At 63.0% G+C, this 24146-nt stretch carries 24 protein-coding genes and 1 pseudogene; 10 read left to right on the top strand and 15 right to left on the bottom strand.

The genetic code is table 11. From position 1 onward, the window contains the following. Positions 1-488 precede the first annotated feature (488 nt). Positions 489-1688: a tyrosine--tRNA ligase gene (tyrS, locus tag PPL01S_RS11845; RefSeq protein ID WP_016393174.1), complete on the bottom strand. Its 1200-nt coding sequence runs from the start codon at positions 1686-1688 to the stop codon at positions 489-491. Positions 1689-1903: 215 nt separating this feature from the next. Between tyrS and PPL01S_RS11850 the strand changes: the two genes are divergently transcribed. Together PPL01S_RS11850 and PPL01S_RS11855 are read left to right on the top strand one after the other, a co-directional pair. Continuing rightward, positions 1904-3322, top strand: coding sequence for a peptidoglycan DD-metalloendopeptidase family protein (locus tag PPL01S_RS11850; protein ID WP_028625698.1), 1419 nt, complete (start codon positions 1904-1906; stop codon positions 3320-3322). A 4-nt stretch (positions 3323-3326) separates the two neighbouring features. Further along, a complete protein-coding gene (locus PPL01S_RS11855; RefSeq protein ID WP_016393176.1) occupies positions 3327-4418 on the top strand; it encodes an anhydro-N-acetylmuramic acid kinase in 1092 nt (363 codons plus the stop codon). A 55-nt stretch (positions 4419-4473) separates the two neighbouring features. Here the strand turns inward: PPL01S_RS11855 and erpA are convergent, their stop codons facing one another. Then, positions 4474-4824 carry an iron-sulfur cluster insertion protein ErpA gene (gene erpA, locus PPL01S_RS11860; RefSeq protein WP_008089525.1) on the bottom strand — a complete coding sequence of 117 codons (351 nt, stop codon included), beginning with the start codon at positions 4822-4824 and terminating at the stop codon, positions 4474-4476. Positions 4825-4968: 144 nt separating this feature from the next. Then, positions 4969-6003 (bottom strand): N-acetyl-gamma-glutamyl-phosphate reductase, encoded by a 1035-nt coding sequence (gene argC, locus PPL01S_RS11865; protein WP_016393177.1) that lies wholly within the window; start codon positions 6001-6003, stop codon positions 4969-4971. Positions 6004-6144: 141 nt separating this feature from the next. On the opposite strand from argC, the gene hemJ reads away from it, so the two are divergent. The 6 genes from hemJ to PPL01S_RS11895 all read left to right on the top strand — a co-directional run bounded on the left by hemJ (position 6145) and on the right by PPL01S_RS11895 (position 10567). Further along, complete coding sequence (gene hemJ / locus PPL01S_RS11870) at positions 6145-6570, top strand: protoporphyrinogen oxidase HemJ (protein WP_016393178.1); 426 nt, start codon at positions 6145-6147, stop codon at positions 6568-6570. A 23-nt stretch (positions 6571-6593) separates the two neighbouring features. Then, on the top strand, positions 6594-7550 hold the full coding sequence (locus PPL01S_RS11875) for an NAD(P)H-dependent flavin oxidoreductase (protein WP_016393179.1): 957 nt from the start codon (positions 6594-6596) through the stop codon (positions 7548-7550). A 67-nt stretch (positions 7551-7617) separates the two neighbouring features. Next, positions 7618-8400 (top strand): SDR family NAD(P)-dependent oxidoreductase, encoded by a 783-nt coding sequence (locus PPL01S_RS11880; protein ID WP_016393180.1) that lies wholly within the window; start codon positions 7618-7620, stop codon positions 8398-8400. A 64-nt stretch (positions 8401-8464) separates the two neighbouring features. Beyond that, positions 8465-8803: a histidine triad nucleotide-binding protein gene (locus tag PPL01S_RS11885; protein WP_008089536.1), complete on the top strand. Its 339-nt coding sequence runs from the start codon at positions 8465-8467 to the stop codon at positions 8801-8803. Positions 8804-8868: 65 nt separating this feature from the next. Then, positions 8869-9516, top strand: a complete 648-nt coding sequence (gene coq7, locus PPL01S_RS11890; protein ID WP_016393181.1) for a 2-polyprenyl-3-methyl-6-methoxy-1,4-benzoquinone monooxygenase — start codon at positions 8869-8871, stop codon at positions 9514-9516. A gap of 10 nt (positions 9517-9526) precedes the next feature. Further along, positions 9527-10567, top strand: a complete 1041-nt coding sequence (locus tag PPL01S_RS11895; protein WP_016393182.1) for a hypothetical protein — start codon at positions 9527-9529, stop codon at positions 10565-10567. Between the two features lie 120 nt (positions 10568-10687). On the opposite strand, the gene PPL01S_RS11900 is transcribed toward PPL01S_RS11895, so the two are convergent. Then, entirely contained in the window at positions 10688-11110 is a 423-nt protein-coding gene (locus PPL01S_RS11900) for an OsmC family protein (RefSeq protein ID WP_004376171.1), read from the bottom strand. Between the two features lie 191 nt (positions 11111-11301). On the opposite strand from PPL01S_RS11900, the gene crp reads away from it, so the two are divergent. After that, positions 11302-11946 (top strand): cAMP-activated global transcriptional regulator CRP, encoded by a 645-nt coding sequence (crp, locus tag PPL01S_RS11905; protein ID WP_016393183.1) that lies wholly within the window; start codon positions 11302-11304, stop codon positions 11944-11946. Here the strand turns inward: crp and PPL01S_RS11910 are convergent. The 4 genes from PPL01S_RS11910 to PPL01S_RS11925 form a co-directional block, all read right to left on the bottom strand. Next, complete coding sequence (locus PPL01S_RS11910; RefSeq protein WP_016393184.1) at positions 11943-12647, bottom strand: lipoate--protein ligase family protein; 705 nt, start codon at positions 12645-12647, stop codon at positions 11943-11945. The two genes, crp and PPL01S_RS11910, sit on opposite strands and share 4 nt — an antisense overlap. 66 nt (positions 12648-12713) lie before the next feature. Then, complete coding sequence (gene trpC, locus PPL01S_RS11915; RefSeq protein WP_016393185.1) at positions 12714-13547, bottom strand: indole-3-glycerol phosphate synthase TrpC; 834 nt, start codon at positions 13545-13547, stop codon at positions 12714-12716. Continuing rightward, on the bottom strand, positions 13544-14593 hold the full coding sequence (gene trpD, locus PPL01S_RS11920; protein WP_016393186.1) for an anthranilate phosphoribosyltransferase: 1050 nt from the start codon (positions 14591-14593) through the stop codon (positions 13544-13546). The genes trpC and trpD overlap by 4 nt, the downstream gene beginning before the upstream one ends. Before the next feature lie 9 nt (positions 14594-14602). Then, positions 14603-15196 (bottom strand): aminodeoxychorismate/anthranilate synthase component II, encoded by a 594-nt coding sequence (locus PPL01S_RS11925; protein WP_016393187.1) that lies wholly within the window; start codon positions 15194-15196, stop codon positions 14603-14605. Positions 15197-15546: 350 nt separating this feature from the next. On the opposite strand from PPL01S_RS11925, the pseudogene PPL01S_RS24640 reads away from it, so the two are divergent. Beyond that, positions 15547-16520: pseudogene (locus PPL01S_RS24640) on the top strand (autotransporter domain-containing protein). 50 nt (positions 16521-16570) lie between these two features. Here the strand turns inward: PPL01S_RS24640 and trpE are convergent. The 7 genes from trpE to PPL01S_RS11965 all read right to left on the bottom strand — a co-directional run bounded on the left by trpE (position 16571) and on the right by PPL01S_RS11965 (position 24131). After that, a complete protein-coding gene (gene trpE, locus PPL01S_RS11935) occupies positions 16571-18052 on the bottom strand; it encodes an anthranilate synthase component I (RefSeq protein WP_016393188.1) in 1482 nt (493 codons plus the stop codon). Between the two features lie 70 nt (positions 18053-18122). Then, positions 18123-18941, bottom strand: a complete 819-nt coding sequence (locus tag PPL01S_RS11940; protein ID WP_016393189.1) for a phosphoglycolate phosphatase — start codon at positions 18939-18941, stop codon at positions 18123-18125. Beyond that, positions 18938-19612 (bottom strand): ribulose-phosphate 3-epimerase, encoded by a 675-nt coding sequence (rpe, locus tag PPL01S_RS11945; protein ID WP_016393190.1) that lies wholly within the window; start codon positions 19610-19612, stop codon positions 18938-18940. Before rpe ends, PPL01S_RS11940 begins: the two co-directional genes overlap by 4 nt. A gap of 92 nt (positions 19613-19704) precedes the next feature. Next, positions 19705-20532: an ABC transporter permease gene (locus PPL01S_RS11950; protein WP_016393191.1), complete on the bottom strand. Its 828-nt coding sequence runs from the start codon at positions 20530-20532 to the stop codon at positions 19705-19707. 11 nt (positions 20533-20543) lie between these two features. Next, positions 20544-21791 carry an ABC transporter permease gene (locus tag PPL01S_RS11955; protein WP_016393192.1) on the bottom strand — a complete coding sequence of 416 codons (1248 nt, stop codon included), beginning with the start codon at positions 21789-21791 and terminating at the stop codon, positions 20544-20546. A gap of 140 nt (positions 21792-21931) precedes the next feature. Beyond that, the gene (locus PPL01S_RS11960; RefSeq protein WP_016393193.1) at positions 21932-22966 is read right to left on the bottom strand and encodes an ABC transporter substrate-binding protein; all 1035 of its coding nucleotides are present in this window, start codon (positions 22964-22966) and stop codon (positions 21932-21934) included. A gap of 40 nt (positions 22967-23006) precedes the next feature. Further along, positions 23007-24131, bottom strand: coding sequence for an ABC transporter ATP-binding protein (locus PPL01S_RS11965; RefSeq protein WP_016393194.1), 1125 nt, complete (start codon positions 24129-24131; stop codon positions 23007-23009). Positions 24132-24146 lie beyond the last annotated feature (15 nt).

The following is a 24146-nucleotide window of genomic DNA, read 5'->3' on the forward strand; positions in this document are numbered from 1 at the left end:
CCCCGTCAACCTTTAATTTCATATATTTGAAATATTCTGGCGAAGACCGCATCAAGGCCACCAGGTGCCTGCCACGAACCTTTCTGCACCTGGGAGATCGAGCGCCGCCCGCGCGGCGCATCGCGGGCAAGCCCGCTCCTACATCTGTTTCAGGCCAATCACTCCTGTGAAGCCAACAGGGACCGCCTTGTTGGCATGGCGATGCATCCTGGTGGGCGCCGATGCAGCTCCACCCGTCTCCCGTCATGCACCGAGGCGGACAGTGAAGGCCTCACAGAAGAGACTGGCCTGAAACAGATGTAGGAGCGGGCTTGCCCGCGATGCGCCGCGCGGGCGGCGCTCGATCTCGCAGGCGCCAGAGAAACCAAGGCAGGCACCTCTCAAAACCAACCCAACCTCAAGACAAGCGCCCGCCAGCCCCGCCCCCCCAAAAAAAGCGGGGAGGCCTGTCGGCCTCCCCGCTTCTATATAGCTACACCACCCGGCGGTCACTCAGCCTTGAGGGTAACCCGGCCAAACGACTTCTTGCCCGCTTGGCACACATGAGTCGCACCCAGGATAAACAGGAAGTCCTTGTCGACCACCTCACCATCGACCTTCACCGCGCCACCGCTGAGCAGATCGCGGGCCTGCGCCGAGTTCTTCACCAAGCCCGCACGGTTCAGCACTGCGGCGATCGGCAGATCTTCAGCCGCAGCCACTTCGATCTCAGGCAGATCTTCAGGCAGCTCACCTTCCTTCATGCGATTACCGGCAGCACGGTGCGCATTGGCCGCAGCGTCTTCACCGTGGAAGCGCGCAACGATCTCTTCGGCCAGCTTGATCTTGATGTCACGCGGGTTCGCGCCATTGGCCACATCGGCACGGAACTGTTCGATCTCTTCCATCGAACGGAAGCTCAGCAGCTCGAAGTAACGCCACATCAGCGTATCGGGGATCGAAACCAGCTTGCTGTACATGACGCCCGGCGCTTCCTGGATACCCACATAGTTGCCCAGCGACTTGGACATCTTCTTCACGCCGTCGAGCCCTTCGAGCAGCGGCATGGTCACGATGTTCTGCGCTTCCTGGCCGTAGGCGCGCTGAAGCTCACGCCCCATCAGCAGGTTGAACTTCTGATCGGTACCACCCAGCTCCACGTCAGCCTTCAACGCCACCGAGTCGTACCCTTGGACGAGCGGATAGAGGAACTCGTGGATAGCGATCGGCTGATTGGTGGTGTAGCGCTTGTCGAAGTCATCGCGCTCAAGCATCCGCGCCACGGTGTACTGCGAAGCCAGGCGAATGAAATCAGCCGGCGTCAGCTTGTCCATCCAGGTGGAGTTGAAGGCAACCTCGGTCTTGGCCGGATCAAGGATCTTGAACACCTGCTGCTTGTAGGTCTCGGCATTGTCCAGCACCTGTTCGCGCGTCAGCGGCGGGCGGGTGGCGCTCTTGCCGCTCGGGTCACCAATCATCCCGGTGAAGTCACCGATCAGGAAGATCACCTGATGCCCCAGCCCCTGGAACTGGCGCAGCTTGTTGATCAGTACCGTGTGCCCGAGGTGCAGGTCGGGCGCAGTCGGGTCGAAGCCTGCCTTGATGCGCAGAGGTTGGCCGCGCTTGAGCTTCTCTACCAGTTCCGACTCGACCAACACTTCTTCCGCACCGCGCTTGATAAGCGCCAGCTGCTCTTCAACCGACTTCATAAACAGACCCGCTAGGCTCAGATTCAAGGGGAGCCAACCATACAAGATCGGCCATCAAATACAAGTTTCGCAATGAAATGTGACCTGACCGCAGCGATGCGGCGTCTACGCGCCCTTGCGTGAAAATGGATTTGGTTATATTTTATACAGTTATTTCATCTTCATCATGTCATTCATCTTTTCCATATTCACTTTTCTTCAAAGCCACCTTACCTATGACCAACGAAACGCCTAAAGCGCCCCCGCTTTATCCGAAAAGCCATCTGTTGGCCGCCAGCGGCATCGCCGCCCTGCTCAGCCTGGCCCTGCTGGTATTTCCATCCAGCGAAGTCGAAGCCAAGAAGACCACCCTCAGCCTGGAGCTGGAAAGCCCGGCGGAGCAGCTGAAAGATGAGTCCAAGGCCGCGCCATTGGTGCAGGCCGAGGCCGATCAGGGCACACCGTTCGCGCAGATCGAAGGCACCGACGCCACTGCCGAGCAGGCCGCTCAGCAAGCGCCTGCCACCGAGCAGAAGCCAGAAGCCAAAGACCCCAGCCACCGCGAAGTGACCGTCGCACGTGGCGACACCTTGTCGACGCTGTTCGCCAAGGTCGGGCTGCCGAGCAATGCGGTGCACGACCTGCTGGCCAGCAACAAGCAGGCCAAGCAGTTCAGCCAGCTCAAACACGGCCAGGTGCTGCAGTTCGAGCTCGACAAGGACGGCCAGCTGGCCAGCCTGCACAGCAAGGTCAGCAACCTCGAAACCATTCGGCTGACCAAGTCTGCCAAGGGCTACACCTTCGCGCGCGAAATCAGCAAACCGGTCGTGCGTACCGCCTACACCCATGGCGTGATCAAGAGCTCGCTGTCGGCATCGGCCCAGCGCGCCGGCCTCTCCCACAGCCTGGCCATGGACATGGCCAAGGTGCTCGGCTATGACATCGACTTCGCCCAGGACATCCGCCAGGGTGACGAATTCGACCTGGTCTACGAACAGAAGGTCATGGATGGCAAGGTGGTGGGCACCGGCAACATCCTCTCTGCCCGCTTCACCAATCGCGGCAAGACCTACACCGCAGTGCGCTACACCAACAAGCAGGGCAACACCAGCTACTACACCGCCGACGGTAACAGCCTGCGCAAGGCATTCATCCGTACGCCGGTTGATTATGCCCGCATCAGCTCGCGCTTCTCCGCCGGGCGCAAGCACCCGATCCTGAACAAGATCCGCGCGCACAAGGGCGTTGACTACGCAGCACCAAGGGGCACACCGATCAAGGCAGCAGGTGACGGCCGCATCGAACTGGCCGGTCGCCGTGGCGGCTATGGCAACACCGTCATCATTGCCCATGGCAACCGCTACAAGACCCTCTACGGGCACATGCAGGGCTTCGCCAAGGGCATCAAGAACGGCAGCAACGTGAAGCAGGGCCAGATCATCGGCTACATCGGCACCACCGGCCTGTCCACCGGCCCGCACCTTCATTACGAGTTCCAGGTGAACGGTGTGCATGTCGACCCGCTGAGTCAGAAGGTCCCCATGTCCGACCCGATCACCAAGGCCGAACGCCAACGCTTCCTGCAGCAGAGCCAGCCCCTGATCGCCCGCATGGATCAGGAAAAGGCCACCATGCTCGCTGCGAACAAGCGCTGACGCCATGGCGCTCTACCTGGGGGTGATGTCCGGCACCAGCCTCGATGGCCTGGATATCGCCCTGATCGAACAGGGCGAGCAGCTGGAACTGCTCGCCACTCATTACCTGCCCATGCCCGCCGATCTGCGCCAGGCGCTGTTGAGTCTGTGCAGCACTGGCCCGGACGAGATCGCGCGTGCCGCGCTGGCGGAGAACCGCTGGGCAAGCCTTGCAGGTGAAGGCATCCAGCAGCTGCTGGCGAAACGAGGCCTGCAAGCCAACGCCATTCGTGCCATCGGCAGTCATGGGCAGACCATCCGCCATGAGCCTGCGCGTGGCTTTACCGTGCAGATCGGCAACCCCGCATTGCTGGCCGAACTCACCGGCATCAGTGTGGTTGCCGACTTCCGCCGCCGCGACGTGGCGGCCGGGGGCCAGGGTGCGCCTTTGGTACCAGCCTTCCACGAAGCCTTGTTCAGCCACCTCGGGCAGCGCCTGGCAATTCTCAACGTCGGCGGCTTCAGCAATCTCAGCCTGATCGAACAGGACAAGCCCGTACATGGCTTCGACTGCGGCCCAGGCAACGTGCTGCTGGATGCCTGGATCGAGCGCAAGCATGGCCAGTCTTATGATGCAGACGGCGCCTGGGCTGCCAGTGGCGTGGTGCAGGCCGACCTGCTCGAGCGCCTGCTGGCTGATCCATTCTTCGCCGGTACCGGCCCGAAGAGCACTGGCCGTGAAGTGTTCAACCTGCCCTGGCTGGATAGCCACCTTGGCCGCCTCCCCACCTACCATGACGAGGACGTCCAGGCCACCCTGCTGGAGTTGACGGCAAGAAGCATCATCGATGCGCTGCGCAATGCCCAACAAGGCACCGAAGCCTTGCTGGTGTGCGGTGGAGGTGCACGCAATGGCGCATTGATGGCCCGCCTTGGCGCGCTGCTCCCCAATGCCCAGGTCGCCAGTACCGCGGCGCACGGCGTCGATCCGGACTGGGTCGAGGCCATGGCATTTGCCTGGCTTGCCCACTGCTGCCTTGAAGGCATTGCTGCCAATCGGCCAAGCGTTACCGCTGCCAAGGGGTTGCGTGTGCTCGGGGCGATCTACCCGGCCTGACAGGCCACAATGCAAAACGCCGCGCTTATGCGCGGCGTTTTGGTAATGCCAGGTCTCAGATCGAGAACGAGGAGCCGCAGCCACAGGTCGTGGCAGCGTTCGGGTTCTTGATCACGAAGCGCGAACCTTCCAGGCCTTCCTGATAGTCCACTTCGGCACCCGCCAGGTACTGGAAGCTCATCGGATCGACCACCAGCGACACGCCTTCACGCTCGACGATGGTGTCATCTTCGGCCACATCTTCATCGAAGGTGAAGCCGTACTGGAAGCCCGAGCAACCGCCACCGGTCACGAACACGCGCAACTTCAGGCGCTCGTTGCCTTCTTCGGAAACCAGGGTCTTCACCTTTTGCGCTGCCCCTTGGGTAAATTCCAGAACCGTGGGGGTGAAGGTTTCGACGCTCATGTAGATTCTCCCGGCGCAGTGCCGTCATAAAACTCGATGACGCGCATTATCCGCTTCTCCGAGAAAATCGGTCAAGAATTGTGCGGCTTTAGTCTCGGCAAGAAAAAGGCCCGCGCACGGCGGGCCTCTTCTCCGAGCCTGCGCTTATGGCAGCAGGCCGGCATGGGACAGACCCATGCGCTCGTCCAGACCGAACAGGATGTTCAGGTTCTGTACCGCCTGGCCGGAAGCGCCCTTGACCAGGTTGTCGATGACCGACAACACGACCACCAGGTCACCACCCTGAGGGCGATGAACGGCGATGCGGCATACGTTGGCGCCCCGCACGCTGCGGGTCTCCGGGTGGCTGCCCGCTGGCATCACGTCGACGAACGGCTCATCGGCATAGCGCTTCTCGAACAGCGCCTGCAGATCGACCGAAGTGTCGACGACGTTGGCGTACAGGGTGGCGTGGATGCCGCGAATCATCGGCGTCAGGTGCGGCACGAAGGTCAGACCGACGTCCTTGCCCGCAGCCAGGCGCAGGCCTTGGCTGATTTCCGGCAGGTGGCGATGCCCCTTGACCGCGTAGGCTTTCATGCTCTCCCCGGCCTCACAGAACAGTGACCCGACGGCTGCTCCGCGGCCGGCACCGCTGACGCCCGACTTGCAGTCGGCGATCAGGCGCGACGGATCGGCCAGGCCAGCTTCCAGCAGCGGCAGGAAGCCCAGCTGGGTGGCGGTCGGGTAGCAGCCGGGCACCGCGATCAGGCGTGCCTGGCGGATTTTCTCCCGGTTCACTTCCGGCAGGCCGTAGACCGCATCCTTGAGCAGCTCGGGCGCACCATGCGGCTGTCCGTACCACTTGCCCCACTCGGTAGCGTCCTGCAGGCGGAAGTCGGCGGACAAGTCGATGACCTTGGTCCCGGCAGCCAGCAGCTCGCCAGCCAGGGCGTGGGCAACGCCGTGCGGTGTGGCGAAGAACACCACGTCGCAGGCTGCCAGGGTCTTGCTGTCCGGCACGCTGAAAGCCAGGCCGTCATAATGACCGCGCAGGTTCGGGTACATGTCGGCGACCGCCACGCCCGCTTCGGAACGCGAAGTGATCACCGCCACTTCGGCCTGTGGATGCTGTGCCAGCAGACGCAACAGTTCGACGCCGGTGTAACCCGTGCCGCCGACGATACCGACCTTGATCATAACGCTTGCCCCTTTCAACGAGCCGACTGGAAAACGCACGATGATAGGGGCGCAAGGCGCCTGTAACAACTCTTGGGGTGACCCTTCGGGCACTTGGCCTCTACTATCTGACGACCGTGAAAACCTGAAGGAACTCCCTCCATGCTCTACCTATGGATCAAAGCGCTGCACATCGTCAGCGTGGTCTGCTGGTTCGCCGGCCTGTTCTACCTGCCTCGCCTGTTCGTCTACCATGCCCAGAGCCAGGACAGCATCAGCCAGGAACGCTTCTCGACCATGGAGCGCAAGCTGTATCGCGGCATCATGAACCCGGCAATGATCGCCACTTATGTGTTCGGCGCGTGGATGCTGTACCTCACGCCCGGCTGGCTCAGCCAGGGCTGGCTGCATGCCAAGCTGACCCTGGTGATCCTCCTGACCGGCTACCACCACGTCTGCGGCGCCCAGCTCAAACGCTTCGCCAGCGGCAACAACACCCGCAGCCATGTCTACTACCGCTGGTTCAACGAGGTGCCGGTGCTGTTCCTGCTGGGCATCGTGATCCTCGTGGTGGTCAAACCCTTCTGACGATCTGCACTGGAGCCTCGCCCATGTCCCTCCCTGCCGCGCTCGAAAAACACCTGCGCTTGCCCGTGGTCGCTGCACCGATGTTCCTGATATCCAACCCTGACCTGGTCCTGGCCTGCTGTGGCCAAGGCGTGGTGGGCAGCTTCCCGGCCCTGAACCAGCGCGACAGCGCAGGCTTCAAGGCCTGGCTGGATGAGATCGAGGCAGGTCTGGCGCAGTTGCATGAGCCCGCACCCTATGCCGTCAACCTCATCGTCCACCCCACCAACCCGCGCCTGCAGGCCGACCTGGCGCTGTGCGTCGAGCATCGCGTACCGATCGTCATCACCAGCCTTGGCGCGGTCAAGGAAGTGGTAGATGCAGTACATGGCTACGGCGGCCTGGTGTTCCACGACGTGACTACAAGGCGTCATGCCGAAAAAGCCGCCGAAGCGGGTGTCGATGGCCTGATCGCCGTCGCGGCAGGCGCAGGAGGACATGCCGGCACCTGGAGCCCGCTTGCCCTGGTGGCCGAGATCCGCCAGTTCTTCGACAAGACCCTGCTGCTGGCGGGCTGCATCAACCACGGGCACGAGATTCTCGCTGCCCAGTTGCTAGGCGCCGACCTGGCCTACATGGGGACCCGCTTCATTGCCACCCGCGAAAGCCGTGCGCAGGAGGCCTACAAGCAGATGCTGCTCGATGCCCATGCCGCCGACATCATTCACACGCCTGCCGTTTCCGGCATTCCGGCGAGTTTCCTGCGCCCAAGCCTGGAGCAGGCAGGCTACGACATGGATGCCCTGAAGGCCGGGCAGGAACAGGGCAAGCTCAAGCCCCTCGATGACGAAGCCAAAGTCTGGAAGACCGTGTGGTCCGCCGGCCAGGGGGTGGGCGAAATCCATGACTCGCCAAGTGCCGCCGAATTGATCGAACGCCTGAGGGGCGAGTACCTGGCAGCACTCGAGCGCTGCCAGGCATTGAGCGTCAAGGCCCGGTAGCAAAAGGCAACACCTTGGCGGGCCAAGTTGTACACTAGGCGCCCTCTTCAGCCCCCAGGAGCCTTGCATGACCCGTTACGCCATGATCACTGGTGCTTCCAGCGGCCTGGGCCTTGCCCTGGCGGAAGCCCTGGCACGGCGCGGGCGTAACCTGATCCTGGTGGCTCGCCATCGAGAAAGCCTGGAACCGGTGGCCATCGAGCTGACCCAGCGCTTCGGCGTCGAGGTGCTGTTCCGCGCCTGCGACCTGAGCCAGCCGCTGCGCCTGTCGGGTTTCGTGCTGGAGCTGGAGGAAGGCGAAAGGCGCATCGACCTGTTGGTCAATTGCGCCGGGCAGCGTACCTACGGCCCGTTCCTGGCCCACGAGTGGGCCGATGAGCAGGACCTGCTCGAGGTCAATATCCTCGCCATGAGCCGGCTGTGTCACGCCATCGGCAACCTGATGGCGGTGCAGGGCGGTGGGCAGATCCTCAATGTCGCCGGCCTGGCGGCGGTAGCGCCTGGCCCATGGATGGCGACCTATGCCGCGAGCAAGACCTATGTGCTGAACTTCACCGAAGCGCTGCGCGAAGAGCTCAAGCCCACGGGCATCAAGGTTTCGGTGCTGTGCCCTGGCCCGGTTCGCTCAGCACGTCGGCGCATTCCCCGCCTCGATGGCAGCAGCCGCTGCCTGAGCCCCGAGGAAGTGGCCTTGTACACCGTGCGGGCCCTGGCGAAGAACCGCGCGCTGATCATGCCCGTGCGGCGCAATCGCTGGCTGGCTTTCGCCCCACGCCTGTTACCGCGATGGCTGGCACGCAAGCTCGCAGGTTTCATCCACCGCCGCTACTGCCCGACTGGAATGGAATAGCCACTGGGCGAGCGGCGCCTGGCTCAGTAAACTCGGCCCGGACCCTCACCATGGAGCAAGTGCTGTGGACGATTTATTCTGCAAGATCATCAACCGGGAAATCCCGGCGAAGATCATCTACGAGGACGACCAGGTTCTGGCGTTCCACGATATCGCGCCCCAGGCGCCGGTGCATTTTCTGGTCATCCCGAAAAAGCACATTCGTACCCTCAGCGACCTGACCGAAGAAGACAAGGGCCTGGCAGGCCACATCCTGTTCACGGCCCAGCGCCTGGCCAAGGAGCTGGGTTGCGAGGACGGTTTCCGCGTGGTCATGAACTGCAACGAGCAAGGCGGCCAGACCGTCTATCACATCCACATGCACGTGCTCGGCCAGCGTCAGATGCACTGGCCACCGGGCTGATCCAGGGCAAGCGACCCTGAAGCGATTGCGGTAAACTGTCGGGCACACTCTAGCGGAGGTGCCCGATGGCTACCGAACGTCACTATTCGCCGCTCGACCGCTTGTTGCTGCAGGCCGATACCGCCATGCGCACCTTGCTTCCCTTCAGCGGCCAGCCGTCCCGGCCCTCCCCGGCCATCATCCAGCCGGATGTCGATCTGGACGAAACCCAGACCCGCCATATTGCCGGGCTGATGCGCATCAACCATACCGGCGAAGTCTGCGCCCAGGCGCTGTACCAGGGCCAGGCCCTGACCGCCAAGCTGCCACAGGTGCGCAAGGCCATGGAAAGTGCCGCCGACGAAGAAATCGATCACCTGGCCTGGTGCGAGCAGCGCATACGCCAGCTGGGCAGTCACCCGAGCGTACTCAACCCGCTGTTCTACGGCATGTCGTTCGGCATCGGCGCCCTCGCCGGCCTGGTCAGCGACAAGGTCAGCCTGGGCTTCGTCGCCGCCACCGAGCGCCAGGTGTGCAAGCATCTGGACGAACACCTTGAACAGATACCTCACGAAGACGAGAAGTCCCGCGCCATCCTTGAACAGATGCGAGTGGATGAAGAACAGCATGCCGAATCGGCCCTCGAGGCAGGCGGCTATCGCTTCCCCGCACCGGTGCGCCTGGGCATGAGTCTGCTGGCCAAGGTGATGACCAAGAGTACCTACCGTATCTAGGGGCACGCCCATGACGGATCGAATAGACGCCAAGGATCTGGCGCGCGCCGTGCAAGCCGGCATTCTCCAGCCGGGCCAGGACCGGGCCCTGCTGGACTTCCTGCAGCAACAACCCGCCTCGCGTGGCAGTTTCCAGCTGGCACACGTCGCCTTCTACTTCGGCGCCCTGTTGATCATGGGGGCCATGGGCTGGTTGTTGACCGAAGCCTGGATGCGCATTGGCGACGGTGCCTTGCTGGCCATCGCAACCCTGTACATCGCATTCATCACCCTGTTCGCCCTGAACCTGCAAAAGCGCCAGCAACCCATTGCTGCAGGCGTGCTGGCCGCCGTCGCGGTGAGCATCGTGCCGTTGGCGGTATTTGCCCTCGAACGCCTGGCTGGCTGGTGGCCGCTGGACGATGCGCAAGCGGACTATCACCAGTACTACACCTACGTCCAGGGTGGGTGGCTGGTGATGGAGGCGGCCACGGTGCTGGCCGGTCTGCTGATGCTGCGCCTGATCCCCTACCCGTTCATCGTGATGCCGATCGCCGTCGCGCTCTGGTTCATGTCGATGGACCTGAGCGAGTGGGTGTACGGTTCACCGTTCAGCTGGGAACAACGGCGCACGGTTTCGTTGTGGTTCGGGCTGGGATTGTTGCTGGTGTTCCTGCTGGTGGACGGCCGAACCCGCGAGGACTATGCCCGCTGGGGCTATCTGGCCGGACTGGCCGCTTTCTGGGGCGGTCTGACGATGATGGAGAGCGACAGCGAGCTGGGCAAGGCGATGTACTGCTTGATCAACCTTGGCCTGATGGGCATGGCAGTGCTGCTGCGCCGGCCGCAGTTCATGGTGTTCGGAGCGCTGGGCGTGGCGGCTTATCTCGGCTACCTGTCTTATGAGGTATTTGCCGAATCGTTGTTGTTCCCGGTGGTGCTGACGTTGGTCGGACTGGGCGTCATTGGCCTGGGGCTTGGCTATCAGAAGCGCCGGGAGCGCTTGAGCGAGGCGGTAAGAAGCTGGCTGCCGGGGTGGTTGCTGGCTGCCTTGCCGGCACTGCGCAACTGAAGATCGCTGGGGCCGCTTTGCGACCCAGCGCCGGCAAGCCGGCTCCTACAGTAACGGCGCACATCCTGTGGGAGCCGGCTTGCCGGCGATGGGCTGCGCAGCAGACCCAAAATCTCGGGATCAGCCCAGCTCTACAATCTCGTAACCGTGGGTGATCTCCACGCCAGCACGTTCCAGCATGATCGACGCCGAGCAATACTTCTCCGCCGACAGCTCCACCGCTCGCTTGACCTGAGCCTCTTTCAGCCCACGCCCCTTGACCACGAAGTTCATGTGAATCTTGGTGAAGACCTTGGGGTCTTCGCTGGCGCGCTCGGCCTCCAGGAAAGCTTCGCAGCTTTCCACCGCCTGCCGGGATTTCTTCAGGATGCTCACCACATCGAAACTGCTGCAGCCACCCAGGCCGAGCAGGAGCATTTCCATCGGGCGCACGCCCAGGTTGCGACCGCCAGCCTCGGGCGGGCCGTCCATCACCACCACGTGGCCGCTCCCCGACTCACCGAGGAACATCGCTTCACCGGCCCACTGGATGCGTGCCTTCATCTGTCCATACTCCTGGATTTCGCAAAAGGGTGTCAGCTTAAGCCTTGTGTGACTGTCCGAAAAGCTCAATGCCCGTCGCATTTGTGCCGAAACATCCTGCAGTGTCTGATAAGCTGGCGCCAATTGACTGGCGCGTCGCGCCAGGCAATGACTAACAAGAGCCTATGCGTCACATCGAACAGGATTTCGTGATGGTTGCCTCAGCCCTACCCGCCAAGATCAAGAACATCGACAAGCTGCTGGTGCACTGCCAGCGCCGCCGCTACACCGCCAAGAGCAACATCATCTGCGCCGGTGATCGTGCCGAAACCTTGTCATTCATCATCAAGGGCTCAGTCACCATTCTGATCGAAGATGACGAAGGTCATGAAATGATCATCGCCTACCTCAACAATGGCGATTTCTTCGGCGAGCTGGGGCTGTTCGAACCCTCCGACAGTGATCAGCAGCGCAGCGCCTGGGTCCGTGCCAAGACCGAATGTGAAGTGGCGGAAATCAGCTACGAGAAGTTTCGCGAGGTCACCCGGCAGGATCCGGACATTCTCTACGCCCTCGGCAGCCAGATGGCCCAGCGCCTGCGCAACACCACACGCAAGGTCGGCGACCTGGCGTTCTTCGATGTGACCGGCCGTGTTGCCCGTTGCCTGCTCGACCTGTGCAAGCAGCCCGATGCCATGACGCATCCTGACGGCATGCAGATCAAGATCACCCGTCAGGAGATCGGCCGCATCGTTGGCTGTTCGCGGGAGATGGTCGGCCGCGTTCTCAAGGACCTTGAAGAACGCAGCCTGGTGCAGGTCAAGGGCAAGACCATGGTGGTCTACGGCACCCGTTAATCCTTGGGCATCGCCGCCAGCACGTCGTTGTAGGCCTTAGACAGGCGCTCGAACCACGGCGCCTCGGGCACGACTTCGTGCAAGGCGATATGACTGTCGGCCCGGCAGCGTTGCCCCAGCTCGCAACACTCATTGAAGCGGTTGACCGCGGCGACCATCGACTCGCGCTCGTTATCCAGCAGCAGCGCACCATGTACCAGCACCACCGGACGCTTGCCGCCCAGCCCCTGGCGCCAGCGCTGAGCCGTACCGACCAGCTTGCGGCCATTGAGATTGACGTTGTAGCGGCCATCGCAGAATGCACCGTCGATCTCGCCTACCGAAGCCACACCGCCCCATTCGCGCAACACATCGCACAGTGGCAGGCACAAGCGCTCGTAGGCGTTTTCAATGCGGCCGTGATCGCCTTCGCTGCGCGGAGCCACATAAACCAGGGCGACGTTCACCGTCGAATGGGACTGCGGCACCGGCTCGCCACCGGTTTCCCGCAGCAGCACCGGCCAGCCGGCAATGGCCAGCTCCGCACAGGCCGCTTCGAAATTGTCCAGACGGCTCATGCGCCGGGGCATGACCAGGGCGTGATCGGTGGGGCGCCAGAACAGCACACCGCACTCGCGCTCGCCGCGGCATACGGCAGCCAGCAGATCCTGTTCGGCGTGCAGGCCTTGTTCGACGGTAAGGGCCAGGGGTTGATCGGTCATTGATCCACCTTCAGATAGGGTTTTCTCTGCGCACAAAAAAGCCGGCATGAGCCGGCTTCGTTGCAATCAGTCCAGTTGTTTGGCGGTCGGCTTCACCTGTTCGGGGAAGAACAACCGCTGCAGTTCCAGCCCTGGCTGCTCGGCGCGCATGAACGCCTCGCCGACCAGGAATGAATACACCTCGTTGATTTCCATCAGCTCGACATCGGCGCGGTTGAGAATGCCGCTCTCGGTAATGGCCAGGCGGTCGCGCGGAATGCGCGGCAACAGGTCGAGGGTGGTCTCCAGGCGGACGTCGAAGGTGTGCAGGTTGCGATTGTTGACGCCGACCAACGGTGTATCGAGGGTCTTCAATGCACGCTCGAGCTCATCGCCGTCATGCACTTCGACCAGCACGTCCAAGCCGACGTCCTTGGCCGTGGCGGCCAGCTCGGCCATTTTCACGTCATCCAGCGCCGACACGATCAGCAATACGCAATCGGCACCGAGTGCCCGGGCCTCGACGATCTGGTACGGGTCGACCATGAAGTCCTTGCGGATGACCGGCAGCGAAACCGCCGCGCGGGCTTGTTGCAGGTAGGCATCTGCGCCCTGGAAGTAGTCCACATCGGTCAGCACCGACAGGCAGGTCGCCCCGCCCTTTTCGTAGCTGACGGCAATGTCCGCAGGCACGAAGTTCTCGCGGATCACGCCTTTGCTCGGCGACGCCTTCTTGATTTCGGCGATCACCGCCGGCTGCTTGTGTTTGGCCTGCTCGATGAGCGCCTTGGCGAAGCCACGCGGCGCATCGGCCGCCTTGGCCAGACGCTCCAGTTCGGCAAGGCTGACGCGTGCACTGCGTTCGGCCACTTCCTGGAACTTGCGGGCAATGATCCTTTCCAGCACCGTCGGCACACTCATGCTTCGTTCTCCACCTTGAATACAGCGGTAAAGGCACCCAACTCCTGCAGCTTCTCCCAGGCCAGGCCGGTGTGCAGGACGTCATGGGCCAGTTCCACACCGGCCTTGAGGCTCATGGCATGGTCAGCGGCGTACAGCGCCGCGCCCGCGTTGAGCACGATCATCTCGGCCGCTTTCTGGCCGTTTTCGGTCTTGCGCCGTCCCAGGGCATCGCGGATCAGCTCCAGCGACGCCTGCGGGTTCTCGACGGCCAGGCCATGCAGGCTCTGGCTCTTCATGCCGAGGTCTTCCGGCTCGACCCAGTATTCGGTGATTTCGTCGTTCTTCAGCTCGGCGACAAAGGTCGGCGCAGCCAGGCTGAACTCGTCCAGTCCGTCCTTCGAATGCACCACCAGCACATGCTTGCTCCCGAGGCGCTGCAGCACTTCGGCCAGCGGGCGGCACAAGGCTTGGGTGAATACGCCGACGACCTGGTGTTTTACCCCGGCCGGATTCGTAAGCGGGCCGAGCATGTTGAACAGGGTACGCAGGCCCAGGTCACGACGCGGGCCGGCCGCGTACTTCATGGCGGTGTGGTGGCTTTGCGCGAACATGAAACCGATGCCGAGGCTGTCGATGCAGCGCGCCACCTGGACCGGCGTCAGGTTCAGGTAGATGCCTGCGGCCTCCAGCAGGTCGGCGCTACCGCTCTTGCCGGACACCGCGCGGTTGCCATGCTTGGCGACCGTGCAGCCTGCAGCTGCAAGCACGAACGAGGATGCAGTGGAAACGTTGAAGATGTTGGCGCCGTCACCGCCGGTACCGACGATATCGACCACGCCATCGAGATTCTTCAGCTCGACCTTGTCGGCCAGCTCGCGCATCACCGATACCGCACCGACGATCTCGTCGATGCTCTCGCTCTTCATGCGCATGCCCATCAGGAAGGCACCGATCTGCGCCTCACTGCACTGACCGGTCATGATCTGGCGCATGACGTCGCGCATTTCCTCGGTACTGAGGTCCAGGTGACCGACGATGCGGCTCAACGCATTCTTGATATCCATGATCGATCCTTAGCGGCGGCCGCCGGTCTGCTTGAGGAAGTTGGCGAACAGCTCGTGGCCCTGCTCGGTGAGGATGGATTCGGGGTGGAACTGCACCCCTTCGATATTCAGCGTCTTGTGACGCAAACCCATGATCTCGTCGACCGAGCCGTCTTCGAAAGCGGTCCAGGCAGTCACTTCCAGGCAATCCGGAAGGGTTTCGCGCTTGACCACCAGGGAATGGTAGCGGGTTACCGTCAGCGGGTTGTTGAGGCCGGCGAACACGCCGAGGTCGCGATGGTGCACCGGGCTGGTCTTGCCGTGCATAACCTGACGGGCACGCACCACGTCACCGCCAAAGGCCTGGCCGATGGACTGGTGGCCCAGGCAAACGCCGAGGATCGGCAGCTTGCCGGCGAAATGCAGGATGGCCTCGATGGATACACCCGCTTCGCTCGGGGTGCACGGGCCTGGGGAAACGACGATGCGTTCGGGGTTGAGGGCTTCGATCTGGGCGATGGTCATTTCATCGTTGCGAATGACCTTCACCTCGGCACCCAACTCGCCAAGGTATTGAACGACGTTGTAGGTGAATGAGTCGTAATTGTCGATCATCAGTAACATCGGCTGAACCTCTTGAATCTACTGACTTTGAATTCGAACCTTCCCCGGCCACGCACGCATGTGGGTGTTCAGGCAAACAGGAAGGTAAACGGGGGCGGGCCGGACAGGCCGGCAGGGGATAAAGTCAGGCGCGCCAACGCCAACGGGCGTGGGCCTTGATTACGCGCATCAAGAGTTTGCTGACGATCAACACAGGGTAGGTCTCGCTCATACGTCCCGGCACAGTAGCCTACCGGCGCGGCGGGCGCAATATGCCCGTAAACACAGGGAAACGAATGGACTTGGCAGGCTTGCCCAGCGATTTGCTAAGGTCGATCAGGTTGTCCTCATAAAAAAAAGGATGTTCATCGATGCGCCAAGCTCCGCCGCTGCGTTTCACCGTCGCCTCGTTGGCCCTTGCCTGCAGCCAGGCGTTCGCCGTGCCTTCGCCCTACTCCACGCTGATCGTGTTCGGTGACAGCCTCAGCGACGCGGGGCAGTTTCCCGACCTGACCGGCGGCACCCCTGGCGCACGTTTCACCAACCGCGATGCGCAGGGCAATTTCGCGCCCGTATCGCCCATGATCCTCGGCGGCAAACTGGGCTTCGGCACCAGCGAACTGGGCCCCTCGACCTCTCCAGGCAACCTGGCCAGGGGCCTTGCCGACGGCAACAACTGGGCTGTCGGTGGCTACACCACCGGACAGATCCTGGCATCGATCACCGACACCTCCGAAACCGTGATCCCGCCTGGCCAGCCAGGTGCCGGCCAGGTGCTGCGAGAACGGCCCGGCTACCTCGCCAACGGCCTGCGGGCCGATCCTGACTCGGCGTCAACGAGCGCAGCGAGAAGGGCGACAGCGATGGCGAAGCCTGGGCCGTCACCGCTCGGCTGGGCTACAACCTGGCGGCCGAGGCCAGCATCTGGCAGCTGGCCCCGTTCATCAGCGCCGACTATGCGCGGGTGAAGGTCGATGGCTATGACGAAAAGAGCGCGCGCTCTACGGCGTTGGGCTTCGACGACCAGGAACGCACGTCGCGGCGCCTGGGCCTGGGCATGCTCGGCAGCGTGCAAGTGCTACCGAGTACCCGGCTGTTCGCCGAAGTGGCGCAGGAACATGAGTTCGAGGATGACCAGCAGGATGTGACCATGCACCTGGCGACGCTGCCGGCCAATGACTTTACCCTGACCGGGTACACGCCACACAGTGACCTGACCCGGGCCAGCCTGGGCGTGAGCCATGAACTGGCGGCGGGGGTGCATCTGCGGGGGAACTACAACTGGCGCAAGAGTGACGAGCTGACCCAACAGGGCGTGAGCCTGGGTGTCAGCGTCGACTTTTGAACCTGTGGGAGCCACAGGGGTCCACAGGGTTATGCAACGCTCCTGTCGGCTTACTTGGCGCTGGTCTGCTCGGCCAACGCCACCGCACGGAACATCGCCCGGCGCTTGTTGATGGTTTCCTCCCACTCCAGCGCCGGCACCGAGTCGGCAACGATGCCACCGCCGGCCTGCACGTGCAGTTCGCCGTCCTTGATCACGGCCGTACGAATCGCGATCGCGGTATCCATGTTGCCGTTCCAGGCGAAATAGCCCACCGCACCACCATAGACGCCGCGCTTGACCGGCTCCAGTTCGTCGATGATCTCCATCGCGCGGATCTTCGGCGCGCCGGAGAGCGTGCCCGCCGGAAGAATCGCCCGAAGCGCATCCATGGCAGTCAGGCCTTCGCGCAATTGGCCCGTGACGTTGGACACGATGTGCATCACGTTCGAATAACGCTCGATCACCATCTTCTCGGTCAGGCGTACGCTGCCGGTCGACGACACCCGACCCACATCGTTGCGGCCCAGGTCGATGAGCATCAGGTGCTCGGCAATTTCCTTCTCGTCGGACAGCAGGTCGTCTTCCAGCGCCCGGTCCGCTTCCTCGGTGGCCCCACGCGGGCGCGTGCCGGCGATAGGACGCACGGTGACCAGGTTGTCCTCCACCCGCACCAGCACTTCAGGCGAGCTGCCGACCACGTGGAAGTCGCCAAAGTTGAAGAAGTACATGTACGGCGTCGGGTTGAAGCAGCGCAGCGCCCGGTACAGGTCGATGGGCGCGGCCTTGAAATCGATCGACATGCGTTGCGACGGCACCACTTGCATGCAGTCGCCCGCCAGGATGTATTCCTTGATGCGCCCTACCGCGTTCTCGTAGTCGTCACGGGTGTAGCTGGAGCGGAACTCAGGCTCGGCTGCCATCGGGCCGCTCAGGTCCAGGCCGCGACGTGGCGTGATTGGCTGACGCAGGGTCTCCAGCAACGCTTGCAGGCGCGCCTGGCCCTGTTCGAAGGCCTGCTCCTGGGCCGGGTCGACCAGCACGATGGCGTGCATCTTGCCCGCCAGGTTGTCGAACACCACGACAGCGTCGGAAACCATCAACAGAATGTCCGGCACGCCCAGTGGATCCGGGTTCGGGCTGGCGCCCAGGCGTTTCTCCACATAGCGCACGCAGTCGTAGCCGAAGTATCCCACCAGGCCACCGTTGAAGCGTGGCAGGCCGGGGATGTCGGCGACCTTGTAGCGGTCCTTGAAGGTTTCGACGAAAGCCAGCGGATCCTCGACCTCGTGGCTTTCCACCTCGACGCCATCCTGCAGGATGCTGACGTGGTAGCCGTGCACGCGCATCACGGTGCGCGACGGCAGGCCGATCATCGAGTAACGGCCCCACTTCTCCCCGCCCTGCACCGATTCGAGCAGGTAGGTATTGGGCTGGTCGGCCAGTTTCAGGTAGATCGACAGCGGCGTGTCGAAGTCGGCCAGGGTTTCGCAGGCCAGGGGAATGCGGTTGTAGCCGGCAGCGGCCAGGCGCAGGAATTCTTCGCGGGTCATGGGTAGCCTCGTGGCAAGCAGCAATAGGGTCGGGCAAGCGGACGGGCCGGCAGGCGCCGGCGGGCAGAAGTCAGGCGCGCCAGCGCCAACGGGCCAGGGCCTTGATGACTTTCATCCAGAATTTGCCAGTGACCGCCACGGTGGACTCTCTGTCGTGTGAGGCTTGAAGGTCCGCCAACGTTATCCCAGTGGCCGGGTCTGCGCAACCTGGCAGCAGCGCGCGCAGGTCGTCGACCACCAGGTTCGGCGACTCTTCGTCGATCGGCCGGCCATGGTTGTAGCCATAGCTCAGGCCGACGCACTGCACACCGGCGGCCTTGGCCGCCAGCACATCACTGCGCGAATCACCGACGAACAGCGACTGCTGCGGGCTGACCCCGGCCATCTGCATGACGAACAACAGCGCTGCCGGGTCGGGCTTTTTCTGCGGCAGGGTATCGCCGCCGATGATCCAGCGGAAATAGCGGCCGATCTTCATCTGGTCCAGCAGCGGCGCGACAAAGCGTTCGGGCTTGTTGGTGATCAGCGCCATTTCCACACCCTGTTTCTGCAACCAGCGCAGGGTGTCTTTCACACCGGGATAGACCACGGTGAGCTCATGGCTCTCGGCATAGGCGTCCATGAACAGCGCCAGGCCCTGTTCGGCCAGTGCGTCGTCCACGCCATCATGCTCGATACCACCGGCCAGGGCGCGGCGCACCAGTACCTGGGCGCCGTTGCCGACCCAGTGGCGGACCGCTTCGAGGCCGGCGGGCGGGCGCCCGAGTTCGAGCAGCATGCGGTCCACGGCCGCGGCCAGGTCTGGCACGGAGTCGATCAGGGTACCGTCCAGATCGAACATCACCAGCCTGGGCAGCGCTCCCGGGAACAGCTGCTCGAAGCCGCTCATGGGCGGGCCTGGGCCAGTTCGGCGCGCATCCTGGCGATGACTTCCTGGTAGTCCGGAGCGTTGAAGATCGCCGAGCCGGCCACGAAGGTGTCGGCGCCAGCGGCAGCGATCTCGCGGATGTTGTTGACGTTGACGCCGCCGTCGATCTCCAGACGGATGTCGCGGCCACTGGCATCGATCAGGGCACGGGCTTCGCGCAGCTTGTCGAGGGTGCCAGGGATGAACTTCTGCCCGCCGAAGCCTGGGTTGACGCTCATCAGCAAGACCATGTCGATCTTGTCCATCACGTACTTCAGGGCATCCAGGCTAGTTGCCGGGTTGAACACCAGGCCGGCCTTGCAGCCACCGTCCTTGATCAGCTGCAGCGAGCGGTCGACATGCTGCGAGGCTTCCGGGTGGAAGGTGATGTAGGTGGCGCCGGCTTCGATGAAGTCGCCGATGATGCGGTCGACCGGGCTGACCATCAGGTGCACGTCGATCGGCGCGGTCACGCCGTACTTGCGCAGGGCGGTGCAGACCATCGGGCCGATGGTCAGGTTGGGGACGTAGTGGTTGTCCATTACGTCGAAGTGAACGATGTCGGCCCCGGCGGCCAGCACCTTGTCGACGTCCTCGCCCAGGCGGGCGAAGTCGGCGGAGAGAATGGAGGGGGCAATAGCGTAGGGCTGCATGGCGCACCTGTTGGCAGAATCACGGTGGCGCGCATTGTAACTCAGGCAAGCGAATCGGGGCTGATTGACATCAACCCCGATCGTCACGTCTGTCAGCCCGGTTGCTGGGTGCGCAATTTCTCGCTGCGTCCGCGCAACCACTCCAGGGTCAGCAGCAACACCACCGAGAAGCCGATCAGCAGCGTTGCCGCCGCCGCGATGGTCGGGCTGAGGTTCTCGCGGATGCCGCTGAACATCTGCCGTGGCAAGGTCGCCTGCTCTGGGCCTGCGAGGAACAGCGTCACCACCACTTCATCGAACGAGGTGGCAAAGGCGAACAGCGCGCCGGAGATGACCCCAGGGGCGATCAGTGGCAGGGTCACCCGACGGAAGGCCAACAACGGCGAGGCACCCAGGCTGGCCGCAGCGCGCACCAGGTTGTAGTTGAACCCCTGCAGGGTTGCCGACACGGTGATGATGACGAACGGTACGCCCAGCACCGCATGCACCAGAATCAGCGAGATGAAGCTGTTACCCATGCCCAGCGGTGCGAAGAACAGGTAACTGGCCACACCGATGATCACCACCGGCACCACCATCGGCGAAATGACCAGCGCCATCACCAGCGACTTGCCGGGGAAATCCCCCCGGGTCAGGCCGATCGACGCCAGGGTGCCGAATACCATGGCCAACAGCGTCGCCGCCGGGGCGACGATGATGCTGTTCTTCAGCGCCCGCATCCATTCTGCCGAGGAGAAGAAGTCCTGGTACCAATGCAGCGAGAAGCCCTGCAGCGGGTACACCAGGAAACTGCCGCTGTTGAACGACAGCGGCACGATCACCAGCACCGGCAACACCAGGAACAACAGGATCAGGCCGCACAGAATGCGCAGGCTGTAGAACCACACCCGCTCCACGGGCGACATGTATGGGCTCAGCATCACAAGGCTCCTCAGCTCAGGCGCAGACGGCTGGCGCCGACCAGCCAGCTATAGATCAGGTACAGCAGCACGGTCGCCAGCAGCAACAGCCCACCCAGCGCGGTGGCCATGCCCCAGTTGATGCTGGTGTTGGTGTAGAAGGCCACGAAGTAGCTGACCATCTGGTCGTTGGGGCTGCCGAGCAGCGCCGGAGTGATGTAGTAGCCGATAGCCAGGATGAACACCAGCAGGCAACCGGCACCCACGCCTGCGTAGGTCTGCGGGAAGTACACGCGCCAGAAGCTGGCGAACGGGTGGCAACCGAGCGAGATTGCCGCGCGCATGTAGCTCGGCGAAATGCCTTTCATCACGCTGTACAACGGCAGGATCATGAACGGCAGCAGAATGTGCACCATCGAGATGTACACGCCGGTGCGGTTGAACACCAGCTCCAGCGGCTGATCGATGATGCCCATGGCCATCAGCGCACTGTTGATCAGACCGCCCGACTGCAGCAGCACGATCCACGCCGCCACCCGTACCAGGATCGAGGTCCAGAACGGCAACAGCACCAGGATCATCAGCAGGTTGCTCTGGCGGGTCGGCAGGTTGGCCAGCAAATAGGCCAGCGGGTATGCCAGCACCAGGCAGATGGCCGTGATCACCACCCCCATCCACAGTGTGCGGGTAAAGATGTCGAGGTAGATGGCCTGGTCAGGCGTGGCCTTGGCCAGCTCGCCGAGGTCATCGATACGGTGGTCGAGCGCCGCCAGCAGGTAGAACGGGGTCACGGAACTGGTGTTGCGGCGAATCGCCTGCCAATAGGCCGGGTCACCCCAACGTTCGTCGAGGGCTTGCAAGGCATCTTTATAAGAAGCCGGCTCTGCCTTGAACGGCAGCGCCCGCGCAGTTTTCGCCAGCAGGCTGCGGTAGCCGGCCAGCTCCATGTTCAAGCGTTTGGAAAGATCGCCCAGGGTCTGGTTCTTGCGCGACTCGGCCAGGTCCTGACTCAGGGCCTTGTAGACCTCCTCACCCGGCAAGCTCTTGCCATCCCACTGGGCGATGGTCTCGACGGTGCGCGGCAAGCCGCCGACCACCTCCGGGTTGCCGACGCTCTTGTACAGCAGCGCCGCGATCGGCACCAGGAACACCAGCAGGAGAAACAGCGCCAGCGGCGCGATCAACGCCTGCGCCTTCCAGCGGTTGACCCGCTCGGCGTGCTTGAGGCGCTGCTTCAGATTTGGACCTGCGCCTTCATTGAGGGGCACTGCAATGGCCATGGCGAACTCCGCAAAACAGGCTGAAATTGGGGCTGCTGTGCAGCCTATCGCCGGCAAGCCGGCCCCCACACCGTCACACTGTGACCTCACCTGTGGGAGCCGGCTTGCCGGCGATGAGCCGCATGGCGGCTCCCTGTCGTTTACTTCTTCGCCGCCCAGGCGTTGAAGCGTTGCTCCAGCTGCTCGCTGTTGTCAGCCCAGAAGGCCACGTCGATCTGCACCTGGTTGGCAATGTTCTCAGGCGTGGTCGGCATGTCCTTTTTCACTTGATCCGACAGCAGGCTGACGGCCTTGGAGTTGGCCGGGCCATACGCGATGTTCTCGGAGTAGGTCTTCTGCTGTTCCGGCTGGACGCTGAAGGCGATGAACTTCTTCGCTTCCTCTGTATCCTTGGCGCCTTTCGGAATGGCCCAGGCGTCGAAGTCGTAGATGCCGCCGTTCCACACCACCTTGAGGTTGCTCTCTTTCTGCACCGCGGCGATGCGGCCGTTGTAGGCCGAGCTCATGACCACGTCACCCGAGGCCAGGTACTGCGGCGGCTGGGCGCCAGCTTCCCACCACTGGATGCTTGGCTTGAGTTCGTCGAGCTTCTTGAAGGCGCGGTCCACGCCTTCCTTGGTGCCCAGCACCTGGTAGACATCCTTCGGCGCCACACCGTCCGCCATCAGGGCGAACTCCAGGGTGTACTTGGCGCCCTTGCGCAGGCCGCGCTTGCCCGGGAATTTCTTCGTGTCCCAGAAATCGGCCCAGCTGGTTGGCGCGGTCTTGAGCTTGTCGGCGTTGTAGGCCAGTACGGTGGACCAGACGAAGAAGCCCACGCCGCATGGCTGGATGGCGCCCTTCACGTAATCGCTTTCGTTGCCGAACAGGGCCGGGTCGAGTTCTTCGAACATGCCTTCGTCGCAACCGCGCGCCAGTTCCGGTGACTCCACTTCCACCAGGTTCCAGGACACGCTGTTGGTGTCGACCATGGCTTTGACCTTGGCCATTTCACCGTTGTATTCACCGGCGACGATCTTGCCCTTGCCAGCCTTTTCCCATGGCTCGTAGAACGCCTTGACCTGGGCTGCCTTGTTGGCACCGCCGAAGGAAACCACGGTCAGGTCAGCTGCCATGGTCTGGCCGGCGGCGAACAGGCCCAGGGCCAGGGCGGTCAGTTTCAACTGCTTGCGCATTATTATTCTCTCCACAGTACAGGGTTGGTGAAGCAATCCATCAGTGGGCTTCGGCAATCGGATCGAGCGCGCGGGCGTGCTCCACCTCCCAGCCCAGCGGTACCACATCGCCCACGGCCAGTGCCGGGTCGAGTTCGGCGATCGGCTGCTTCACGAAGAAGTCGGCCTTGCCGCAGACCTCCAGGCGCACGCGCACGTGGTCGCCCAGGTAGATGAACTCGGCCACACGGCCGGAGAAGCGATTGACGCAGCTTTGGCTGTGGCCGTTGAGGCGCACACGCTCAGGGCGAATCGACAGGGTCACCGGCTCACCGGCCTCACCAACGTTCACGGCCAGCGCCTCGACCCGCTCGCCGCGCGCCAGTTGCACCTGGCAACGGTTGCCGTCACTGGCCAGCAGGGTGCCGTTGATGCGGTTGTTCTCGCCGATGAAGTTGGCGACGAAGGTGTTGCGCGGCTCTTCGTAGAGGGTGCGCGGGTCGGCGATCTGCTGGATCTCGCCCTGGTGGAACACCGCCACGCGGTCGGACATGGTCAGCGCTTCGCCCTGGTCGTGGGTCACGTAGACCACGGTCACGCCAAGGCGCTGGTGGATGTGCTTGATCTCCATCTGCATGTGTTCGCGCAACTGTTTGTCGAGCGCGCCGAGCGGTTCGTCCATCAGCACCAGCTGCGGCTCGAACACCAGAGCACGGGCCAGCGCCACACGCTGTTGCTGGCCGCCGGACAACTGACCTGGGTAACGCTTGGCGAAGGCGTCGAGCTGGACCATGTTGAGCACCCGCTTGACCCGCTCGCTGATGTCGGTCTTGCTCAGGTTGCGCACGGTCAAGGGGAAGGCCAGGTTCTCGGCCACCGTCATGTGCGGGAACAGTGCGTAGTTCTGGAACACCATGCCGATGTCGCGCTTGTGCGGCGGCACGTTGTTGATCGAGCGCCCTGCCAGCTGGATCTCGCCGGCGGTGGGGGTTTCGAAACCGGCGAGCATCATCAGGCTGGTGGTCTTGCCCGAGCCGGAAGGGCCGAGCAGGGTAAGGAATTCACCCTTGCGAATGTCCAGGTTGAGATCCTTGACGATCAGCGATTCGCCGTCGTAGCTCTTCTGCACACCCCGGAAGCTGACCAGCGTTTCACCGGTGGCCGCGTTCGAATTCGCCTCGCTCATGCCTGCACCTTCTTG

The sequence above is a fragment of the Pseudomonas plecoglossicida NBRC 103162 = DSM 15088 genome (genome assembly GCF_000730665.1).
Classification (GTDB): Bacteria; Pseudomonadota; Gammaproteobacteria; order Pseudomonadales; family Pseudomonadaceae; genus Aquipseudomonas; species Aquipseudomonas plecoglossicida.